Genomic DNA, 9,571 nt, shown 5'->3' with positions numbered 1-9,571 from the left:
AGGTCAGACGGACGATGGTAGAAGATCACCCGTTCTACTGGATCTCCGTTCCCACGTCTCCAAGATCCACCAAACCCCTGGACAACCAGCCCACAGGCCTAACTACCCGGCATTGGGGCTAGGAGAGGAGAACACCGCAACGCCCGGGAAGATCCAGAAGTTCCGGCCGCCGGGGCCACTGGGTTTTCGGCGATCCTCCACCCACTCTGGAGTGGAGGGCCGGTGGCCGCCCCCCGCCAAGAAGGAGCCACCGGCCCTCGGCACCACCCGGACCGGGGCTCCCATCCCGATCCGAGCGGGCCTTCACCAGAGGGTGTGCACTACTGAAGGTAGCGCCTTTCGGTCCTAGTGGTCAGGGACACCCGTCCCGAATATGCCGGGACGATCCGGGGCCCATCGGCTCACACCACCGGGAAACTCGTACAACACCACGAAAAGCCCAGGTCAGGGCGGGGGCGGCACCCGGGGTGTTCAGGTCACGTTCAGGCGCCGTAGAGCCAATCGTTACGGAACTCGCCGTCCGCGACGAGCACGGCGGGACCGCGCAGATGGCTGGTACGGCCGTCGAGGGTGACGACGACCCGGCCGCCCGGGACATCCACGGTCCACTCGGACGTCGCGTCCCCCGCACCGGCTCCGGCCTCGACCGCCTGGTCGCCGCCGTTCCCGGCGAGCGCGGCGGCGGCCGCGACGGCGACCGTCCCGGTGCCGCAGGACCGGGTCTCGCCCGACCCGCGCTCGTACACCCGCATCTCCAGGTGCCGCTCGCCGACCCTGCGGTAGAACTCCACGTTCACGCCGTCGGGGAACGCGGCGGGGTCGAAGCCGGGGGCGCGGGTCAGGTCGAGGCCGGCGACCGGCTCATCGATCGCGCAGGCCAGGTGCGGGTTGCCCATCGACACCCGCCGGCCCCGGTACGTCCGCCCTCCCAGGGACGCCTCGCCCCCGCCGAGATGCCGGGGCGGGCCCATGTCGACGCTCACGTCACCGGACGCCCCGAGCGTCACGCGGCGCAGCCCGGCGCGGGTGGCCAGGTCCCATCCGCCGGGGGCGGCCAGGCCGGCGTCGACCAGGTAGCGGGCGAACACCCGCACCCCGTTGCCGCACATCTCCGCGACGCTGCCGTCGGCGTTGCGGTAGTCCATGAACCACTCGGCCTCGCCCGCGAGCGCCTCCACCGCCGGGTCTCCCGCGGCCTTGGTCCGCACCGCGCGCAGCACGCCGTCGCCGCCGATCCCGGCGCGCCGGTCGCACAGCCGCGCCACCGTCTCCGGCGACAGCTCCAGAGCCCCGTCCGGATCCGGGAGGATGACGAAGTCGTTCTCCGTGCCATGCCCCTTGACGAACCGCATGCGGCCCATCCTAGGGTCCGGCCGGGCCGGGGACTCACCGCTCCGACCGGGCACGACGCACGTCACACGGCGGCCGCGGCCCGCACCGCGCGCGTGGGTCAGCCGGCCGTCGTCTCGTGGCCCTGGACGGGTTCCGTGGCCAGGGCCACGGCGCGGTCCAGCAGATCCGGGGCGTCGTAGGGGAGCCAGTGCACGCGCGGGTCGCGCCGGAACCAGGACTCCTGCCTGCGCGCGAAACGCCGGGTCAGCCGGATCGTCTCCTCCTTGGCGTGGTCCTCGGTCCACTCCCCTGCCAGGAACCGCAGGACCTGGGCGTATCCCAGCGCGCGGCCCGCCGTCAGGCCGTCGCGCAGCCCGGCCTTCTCCAGGGCGCGGACCTCGTCGACCAGGCCCGCCTCCCACATCCGCTCCACGCGCAGCGCGATCCGCGCTTCCAGTTCGGGGCGCGGCACGGTCAGCCCGATCTGCACCGCGTCGTACCGGTAGCGGTGCTCGGGCAGCGTCGCGCTGAACGGCCGCCCGGTGATCTCGATGACCTCCAGCGCGCGGACGATCCGCCGCCCGTTGCTCGGCAGGATCACCGCGGCGGCCTCGGGGTCGCGGTCGCGCAGCCGCCCGTGCAGCGCGGCCGGACCGGCCTCCGCCAGCTCCGCCTCCAGCCGCGCCCTGACCCCGGGGTCGGTGCCGGGGAACTCGAAATGATCGAGCGCCGCCCGCACGTACAAGCCCGATCCCCCGACGAGCACGGGAACCCGGCCGCGCGCCCCGATCTCCGCGACGGCCGCCGCCGCGAGGCGCTGGTACTCGGCCGCGCTCGCGGTCACGGTGACGTCCCAGATGTCCAGCAGGTGGTGCGGGACGCCGCGCATCTCGGCGCGGGCGAGCTTGGCCGTGCCGACGTCCATGCCCCGGTACAGCTGCATCGAGTCGGCGTTGACCGCCTCGCCGTCCAGGCGCAGCGCCAGGTCGACGGCGAGATCGGACTTGCCCGCCGCGGTCGGTCCCACGACGGCGATGACGTCTCTGGAGGTCACGGGCTTAGGTCCGGCGGCGGAATGGGTAGGAATGCGGGGGTAGGGGCGCCGGGCGGGTTCCGCACGGTGCCATGGGACGAAAGATTCGGGGGGAATCCAGATGTCCATCGTCGACAAGATGAAGGAAATGCTCGGCCAGCACGGGGACAAGGCCAAGAAGGGCATGGAGAAGGGCGGTGACGTGCTCGACCAGAAGACCGGCGGCAAGCACACCGACAAGATCGACCAGGCCCAGCAGAAGGCGGGCGACTACATCGACCGCAGCGGCCAGGGGGACGCCCCGCAGGGCGGGCAGCAGCCGGGTGAACGGCCTGGAGAGGGGACCCCGGGCACCTGAACCCGAACCTGAACCTGAGGGCGCTGAGGACGCGCACCTGACACCGGCTCCTGCTCAGGGCCGAGCCCTGGGTGGGCGGCCCGGTTCGCTCCCAGGACGGCGCGGACGCGCGTGGACGCTCGTTGCGTGGCGGGGTCACGGCCGCGGGCGCCCGTCCCAGGTGGCCACGAAGTAACCCACGCCGTAGGGCGCCTCGTAAGCCAGCAACTCCGCATCGAACGGCGCTCCGCCGCGGTCGGCCATACCGCCTGCCGCGGGTGGGCGCGCCGGACCCGCCGTGGAGGCGGCGGCCGGGCTTGCTGTGGCCGCGGGCGCTGTCGCCGCGCTCGTTCTGGGCGAGGCCGCGCCTGCGAGGACCTGCCAGGCCGCGCGGCCCGCCGCTTGAAGTTCGTGGGACAGCCCAGGGTCGAGGTCGGCCAGGGCTGCGGTGTCGGCGCGTTCAAATGCCCCGGCCACGGCGGTGTCGTACGGCTCGGCGCGCGGGTCCAGGTAGCCGGGGGCCTTCTCGGTCAGGCAGGCCGATCCGTCCCCCATCACCAGGAGCGCGACCCGGCGGCCCTCCGGCCCGGCGAGCTGCCGGCCCAGGCTCAGGCATTCGCCGGGGGCCGCGTCGTACGCCACGGCCTGGAACCGGACCGTCACCTCGTGGGGAGGGCCGTCCCGGAGGCCGCGCAGAAGATCGCGCAGCAGCCAGCGGCCGATCGTGAGCGACAGGGGCAGAACCTCGGCTCCGATTAGGGTCTTTCCGGAATCCGGATCGGACCGTTCTCCGGTGTCCGCAAGCCCGTTTTCGGGTTCCCCGTTAAGGCCGGGACTGACCAATCCGTAAGGACGCAGCGTCGCGGCGGCGTCCGGTCCGTAGGAACGCGTCGCGGGGCCGCCCCCGACCACCACGATCTCGGTAGCGGAGGCGACGGCCTCACCGAGCCGCGACACCGCCGTCGCGCACGCCGCGCGCAGGGCGTCCAGCTCGCCCGCCGCCTCCCCGGCCAGCTCCGGCACCAGCAGGGGCGGGTGCGGGCACACCGCCGCGTAGATCAGCATGGCCGGCGCCCTACGGGCACGCGGAGCAGCCGGAGGCCGCCGACGCCGTGGCCGTGGCCGTGGCCGCCGGAGCGGAGCCGGGCGCGGGCGCCGCCGGGCGGCCGATGCCCGGCATTCCCAGCGCCACCCCCTTGGCACCGCCGCCGGCCCCCTGCCGGGCCTCCCAGGCGTCGCCCGCCCTCGTACGGCGGACGCCCTCGACCGGCTTGTCGGCGACCAGGTGGTGCGGGGCCGCGTAGGTAACCTCGACCGTGACCATGTCCCCCGGCCGTACGGGCTCGTCGGGGGCTCGGAAGTGGACCAGGCGGTTGTCCCGCGCGCGCCCGGACAGGCGCCGCGTCGCGCCGTCCTTGCGCCCCTCCCCCTCGGCGACCAGCACTTCCAGCTTGCGCCCGAGCTGCTTCTTGTTCTCCTCCCAGGAGATCTCCTCCTGGAGGGCGACGAGCCGCTCGTACCGCTCCTGCACGACCTCCTTGGGCACCTGGCCGTCCATCGTGGCCGCGGGGGTGCCAGGACGCTTGGAGTACTGGAAGGTGAACGCGCCGGAGAACCGCGCCTCCCGCACCACGTGCAGGGTCTGCTCGAAGTCCTCCTCGGTCTCCCCGGGGAAGCCCACGATGATGTCGGTGGTGATGGCGGCGTCCGGGATGGCGGCGCGCACCTTGTCGATGATGCCGAGGAAGCGCTCCTGCCGGTACGAGCGCCGCATCGCCCGGAGCACCGGGTCGGCGCCCGACTGCAGGGGCATGTGCAGCGACGGCATGACGTTCGGCGTCCCGGCCATGGCGGCGATCACGTCGTCGGTGAAGTCCTTGGGGTGCGGGGAGGTGAAGCGCACCCGCTCCAGCCCCTCCACGTCACCGCAGGCGCGCAGCAGGCCGGCGAAGGCGGACTGGCCGCCGTCCGTCATCGCCCGCACCTCCTCGGGCGCGGTCGCCAGCGCGCCGAACCCGGACCCGTAGGCGTTGACGTTCTGGCCGAGCAGCGTGATCTCCAGGACCCCGTCGGCGACCAGCGCCTCCACCTCGGCCAGGATCTCGCCCGGCCGGCGGTCCCGCTCCTTGCCGCGCAGCGACGGGACGATGCAGAACGTGCAGGTGTTGTTGCAGCCCACGGAGATCGACACCCAGGCGGCGTACGGCGACTCGCGCCGGGTCGGCAGCGTCGAGGGGAAGGTCACCAGGGACTCTTCGATCTCGACCTGGGCCTCGTCCTGGATCCGGGCGCGCTCCAGCAGCGCGGGCAGCGACCCGATGTTGTGCGTGCCGAAGACCACGTCCACCCAGGGCGCGCGCTTGACGATGGCGTCCCGGTCCTTCTGCGCCAGGCAGCCGCCGACCGCGATCTGCATGCCCGGATGGCCGTCCTTGACCGGCCGCAGGTGGCCGAGGTTGCCGTACAGCCGGTTGTCGGCGTTCTCCCGGACCGCGCAGGTGTTGAAGACGACGACGTCGGGCTCGGCGTCCCCGGCTCGGACATACCCCGCGTCCTCCAGGAGGCCGGACAGCCGCTCGGAGTCGTGGACGTTCATCTGGCACCCGTAGGTACGGATTTCGTACGTGCGGGCGCCTGTCTCCATAGGCACACTCATGACAGTCACCAAGGGTACGCGTCATGGCACCCCCGGATGTACGCGTTGACCGCCATCGGAGCAAACGGCGGGGCAACGTCCAAACGCTGTCCTAGCGCCGTCCGAGTGCCTCCGAGGGCCGCCGGGCGGCGCCGCGCACGGCCCCCGGCCGGTCCGGCGGGACGGGTTCGGTAACCAGGGGATCACTTCTGGGTCACGTTAAGGCGACCGAGCCGCCCCCGGACGGCGCCTCTGCCAGGCACGCCGCGGCCCGTCGCGCCAACGCCGGCGGCCTCCGCGGCGGCCTCCGCGGCGGCCTTCGCAGCGCCCGTCCAGGCCGGTTTCGCCCCTCCCTGGACGCCGCCGCGCGAGCCCGCCCCGGAAAGCGTTCGCACCGCCTACCAGGGCCGTTCTGCACGCATTAACGAGTACTTAACCGGGTATGTCGCTTTCACCACTGTCGTCCGGCCGGCAGGGAACCCGGGCTCCGGCTGTCCGAATTCTCCGATCGTGCCGCCGACGTGGGGATTCGTGATCGGATCGGTACCGCGCCGAGAGTCGACGGTCGAGAACGATGACGTAAAGTCCGGCTCCATGACGGACAGCGGAGGCGGGCCCGAGCTCACCAAGGGCGGCGGGCCCAGGGACGACGGCGCCAAGGGAGCGCCCCTCGTGGTGGTCGAGCACGTCAACAAGCACTTCGGCGACCTGCACGTGTTGAAGGACATCAACCTCACCGTCGACCGCGGCGAGGTGGTGGTGGTCATCGGCCCGTCGGGCGGCGGCAAGTCGACCCTGTGCCGGTCGATCAACCGGCTCGAGCCGATCGACGACGGCAGCATCAAGGTGGACGGCAAGGAGCTCCCCAAGGAGGGCCGGGAGCTGGCCAAGCTGCGCGCCGACGTGGGCATGGTGTTCCAGTCGTTCAACCTGTTCGCCCACAAGACGATCCTCGACAACGTCACCCTCGGCCCCGTCAAGGTCCGCAAGTCGGGCAAGCAGGAGGCCGAGAAGCACGCCTTGGAGCTGCTCGACCGGGTCGGAATCGCCAACCAGGCCCAGAAGTACCCCGCCCAGCTGTCGGGCGGCCAGCAGCAGCGCGCCGCCATCGCCCGGTCCCTGGCGATGAAGCCCAAGGTCATGCTGTTCGACGAGCCGACCTCGGCGCTGGACCCGGAGATGGTCAACGAGGTGCTGGACGTCATGACGGGCCTGGCCCGGGACGGCATGACCATGATCGTGGTCACCCACGAGATGGGCTTCGCCCGCCGCGCCGCGCAGAAAGTCGTGTTCATGGCCGACGGGCAGATCGTCGAGGAGAACACCCCGGACGAGTTCTTCACCAACGCCCGCACCGACCGTGCCAAGGACTTCCTGTCCAAGATCCTCACGCACTAGGGCCTCCGACCACGAGCGCACTCGAGAAGAACGAGCCGCGAGCGAGAGCGGCGAGCGACGAGCGATCGCCGATGAGAGACCGGGCGCACCCGCCCCGCACACCGAGCCCCGCGCGGCCCCGGCCCACCGGCCGAGGCGCGGCTCCGGCAGAAGCAGCCGGCAGAAAGCAGAGGGAGAACGAGCAATGCGAGTACGTCGTTTCGGCGCCGTCATCGGCGCGGCGACCGCGCTGGCGATGGCCCTGACCGCCTGTGGCAGCGACACCGAGAAGACCGAGGCCAAGACGGTCGCCCAGAAGGCCAAGGACACCAAGAAGATCACCGTCGGCATCAAGTTCGACCAGCCGGCGCTGGGCCTGAAGAAGCCCGACGGCTCCTACGAGGGCTTCGACGTCGACGTGGCCAAGTACGTCGCCAAGGAGCTGGGCGTGCCCGAGGGCGGGGTCACCTTCAAGGAGGCCCGCTCGGAGAACCGCGAGTCGTTCCTGGGCGGCGGGCAGGTCGACCTGGTGATCGCCACGTACTCGATCACCGACGCCCGCAAGAAGCAGATCACCTTCGGCGGCCCGTACTACGTCGCGGCGCAGGACACCATGGTCCGGGCGGACGACAACAGCATCAAGAAGCCCGAGGACCTCAAGGGCAAGAAGCTGTGCAAGGCGGCCGGCTCCAACTCCTTCCGCCGCGTCACCGAGGGCCCGCCGGACGGCAAGCTCGCCATCTCCGGCGTGAACCTGGTGGACGCCTCCAGCTACTCCGAGTGCACCGCCAAGCTGGGCACCGGCGCGCTGGACGCCGTCAGCACCGACGACCTGATCCTGGCCGGCTTCGCCAACCAGCAGAAGGGCAAGTTCAAGGTCATCAACTCGCCCATCAGCGACGAGAAGTACGGCATCGGCATCAAGAAGGGCGACACCGAGACCTGCGAGGCCGTCAACAAGGCCGTCACGAAGATGTACCAGGACGGCACCGCCGCCCAGCTGCTGAGCAAGCACTTCGCGGGCACCGGCCTCAAGACCAAGACCACCGTCCCGCAGTTCGAGGGCTGCGCCTGATCCCAGGCTGAGGCTCCGCCGTCCCGGCCCGCTCCCCGGAAGACCCGATCCGGGGGGCGTGCCGGTATGGCCCGACCCGCTGGAACGCCATGGAACAGCTACTCGATCTGTTTGACTTCGGCCCGTTCTTCGACAACATCGACACGATCCTCGAAGGCTTCTGGGCGACCATCCGGCTGTCCGTCGCGGCGGCCATCCTCTCGCTCATCATCGGCGTGATCCTGGTGACGTTCAGGGTGTCGCCCGTGCCGGTGCTGCGGATGGTGGGCACCGCCTACGTCAACGTCCTGCGCAACACCCCGCTCACCCTCGTCCTGCTGATGTGCAGCCTGGGGCTCAGCGACACCCTGCGCCTGGTCTTCTCCGACGACTCCGGCACCAACTACTACTGGTGGGCCGTGCTGGGCCTGTCGGGGTACACCGGGGCGTTCGTCTGCGAGGCCCTGCGCTCGGGCATCAACACGGTGCCGCTGGGCCAGGCCGAGGCGGCGCGCTCGATCGGGCTGACCTTCACCCAGTCCCTCCGCATGATCATCCTGCCGCAGGCGTTCCGGGCGGTGATCGCACCACTGGGCAGCGTCCTGATCGCCATGATCAAGAACACCACGGTGGCGGCGGCCGCCGGCTACGCCGAGACAGCGGTCATCATGAAGCAGTTCATGGACGACCCGACGTTCCAGAGCGGGGCGCTGCCCCTGTTCATCGGCGTCGCGGTGGGCTTCATGATCCTGACCCTGCCGACCGGATTCTTCTTCGGCTGGCTGGCCAAGCGGACGGCGGTGGCGCGATGAGCAAGGAAGCCAACGTCCTGTTCGACGCCCCCGGACCGGCGGCGCGCAGGCGCAACAACATCCTGACGGCGGCCTCCGCGCTCCTGGTGATCGCCGTCGTCACGGCGGCGGCGCTGCGGCTGAACGACCAGGGCCAGTTCGCCTGGCGGCTGTGGAAGCCGTTCCTGGACGGCAACGTGTGGGCCAACCTGATCCTGCCGGGCCTGTGGAACACGCTGAAGGCGGCGGCGCTGGCCTCGGTGCTGGCCATCCTGTTCGGCGTGGTCTTCGGGCTGGCCAGGCTGTCGGACCACGCGTGGATCCGGGTGCCGGCCGGGGCGGTGGTGGAGTTCTTCCGGGCCATCCCGCTGCTGATCCTGATCTTCCTGGCGTTCTTCGTGCCGAACAAGATCAGCCCGGTGATCGCCGAGTCGCCGTTCGGCACCTTCCAGCGGGTCCTGGTCGACACCTTCGGCGGCGTCTTCGGCGTGGAGATCAACGCCGGTGTGATCACGGTGCCCGCGTTCGCCGCGGTGGTGTTCGGCCTGGTGCTCTACAACGGCTCGGTGCTCGCCGAGGTCGTCCGGGCCGGCGTGAACTCCATCCCCAGGGGGCAGTCGGAGGCCGCGTACTCGATCGGCCTGCGCAAGAACGGCGTGATGCGGCTGGTGCTGCTCCCGCAGGCGATCACGGTCATGATGCCCGCGATCGTCAGCCAGCTGGTCGTGCTGCTCAAGGACACCGCGCTGGGCTTCATCATCGCCTACGGCGAGCTGCTGCAGGCGGGGTTCAAGCAGGTGCCGGCCAACTACGAGAACAACGTCATCCAGGCGGGCATCGTGGTCGCGGTCATCTACATCGCGATCAACATGGCGCTGAGCTCGGTGGCGAACCGGCTGGAGTCGCGCAGCCGGCGCAGCCGCAAGACGTCCGCCAAGACGCTGGGCACCGGGACCGGTGCTCCGCCCGCTCCCGGCATGTCGGTCGCGGGACAGACTCCGTCGACCTGAGC

9 protein-coding genes are annotated in these 9,571 nt (G+C 71.1%); 5 read left to right on the top strand and 4 right to left on the bottom strand.

The window, feature by feature from the left end:
- Positions 1-482: 482 nt before the first annotated feature.
- Both dapF and miaA read right to left on the bottom strand, forming a co-directional pair.
- A complete protein-coding gene (gene dapF / locus ACFPZN_RS43570) occupies positions 483-1,352 on the bottom strand; it encodes a diaminopimelate epimerase (RefSeq protein ID WP_378288604.1) in 870 nt (289 codons plus the stop codon).
- Positions 1,353-1,450: 98 nt separating this feature from the next.
- Positions 1,451-2,386: a tRNA (adenosine(37)-N6)-dimethylallyltransferase MiaA gene (gene miaA, locus ACFPZN_RS43565; RefSeq protein WP_378288602.1), complete on the bottom strand. Its 936-nt coding sequence runs from the start codon at positions 2,384-2,386 to the stop codon at positions 1,451-1,453.
- 100 nt (positions 2,387-2,486) lie between these two features.
- On the opposite strand from miaA, the gene ACFPZN_RS43560 reads away from it, so the two are divergent.
- Positions 2,487-2,723, top strand: a complete 237-nt coding sequence (locus ACFPZN_RS43560; protein WP_378288600.1) for an antitoxin — start codon at positions 2,487-2,489, stop codon at positions 2,721-2,723.
- A gap of 135 nt (positions 2,724-2,858) precedes the next feature.
- Here the strand turns inward: ACFPZN_RS43560 and ACFPZN_RS43555 are convergent, their stop codons facing one another.
- Positions 2,859-3,767: a class III extradiol dioxygenase subunit B-like domain-containing protein gene (locus tag ACFPZN_RS43555; protein ID WP_378288598.1), complete on the bottom strand. Its 909-nt coding sequence runs from the start codon at positions 3,765-3,767 to the stop codon at positions 2,859-2,861.
- Between the two features lie 10 nt (positions 3,768-3,777).
- Positions 3,778-5,358: a tRNA (N6-isopentenyl adenosine(37)-C2)-methylthiotransferase MiaB gene (miaB, locus tag ACFPZN_RS43550; protein WP_378288596.1), complete on the bottom strand. Its 1,581-nt coding sequence runs from the start codon at positions 5,356-5,358 to the stop codon at positions 3,778-3,780.
- Between the two features lie 654 nt (positions 5,359-6,012).
- Between miaB and ACFPZN_RS43545 the strand changes: the two genes are divergently transcribed.
- The 4 genes from ACFPZN_RS43545 to ACFPZN_RS43530 all read left to right on the top strand — a co-directional run bounded on the left by ACFPZN_RS43545 (position 6,013) and on the right by ACFPZN_RS43530 (position 9,569).
- Positions 6,013-6,735 carry an amino acid ABC transporter ATP-binding protein gene (locus ACFPZN_RS43545; protein WP_378288610.1) on the top strand — a complete coding sequence of 241 codons (723 nt, stop codon included), beginning with the start codon at positions 6,013-6,015 and terminating at the stop codon, positions 6,733-6,735.
- Positions 6,736-6,919: 184 nt separating this feature from the next.
- Complete coding sequence (locus tag ACFPZN_RS43540; RefSeq protein ID WP_378288593.1) at positions 6,920-7,789, top strand: glutamate ABC transporter substrate-binding protein; 870 nt, start codon at positions 6,920-6,922, stop codon at positions 7,787-7,789.
- A gap of 89 nt (positions 7,790-7,878) precedes the next feature.
- Complete coding sequence (locus ACFPZN_RS43535; RefSeq protein ID WP_378288591.1) at positions 7,879-8,580, top strand: amino acid ABC transporter permease; 702 nt, start codon at positions 7,879-7,881, stop codon at positions 8,578-8,580.
- Complete coding sequence (locus tag ACFPZN_RS43530) at positions 8,577-9,569, top strand: amino acid ABC transporter permease (protein ID WP_378288589.1); 993 nt, start codon at positions 8,577-8,579, stop codon at positions 9,567-9,569. The genes ACFPZN_RS43535 and ACFPZN_RS43530 overlap by 4 nt, the downstream gene beginning before the upstream one ends.
- Positions 9,570-9,571 lie beyond the last annotated feature (2 nt).

Origin of the sequence: Actinomadura rugatobispora (assembly GCF_042656285.1) — a bacterium.
Lineage (GTDB): Bacteria > Actinomycetota > Actinomycetes > Streptosporangiales > Streptosporangiaceae > Spirillospora > Spirillospora rugatobispora.
Note: the sequence above shows the minus strand (reverse complement) of the source record. Positions and strands in the feature narration are given on the sequence as shown.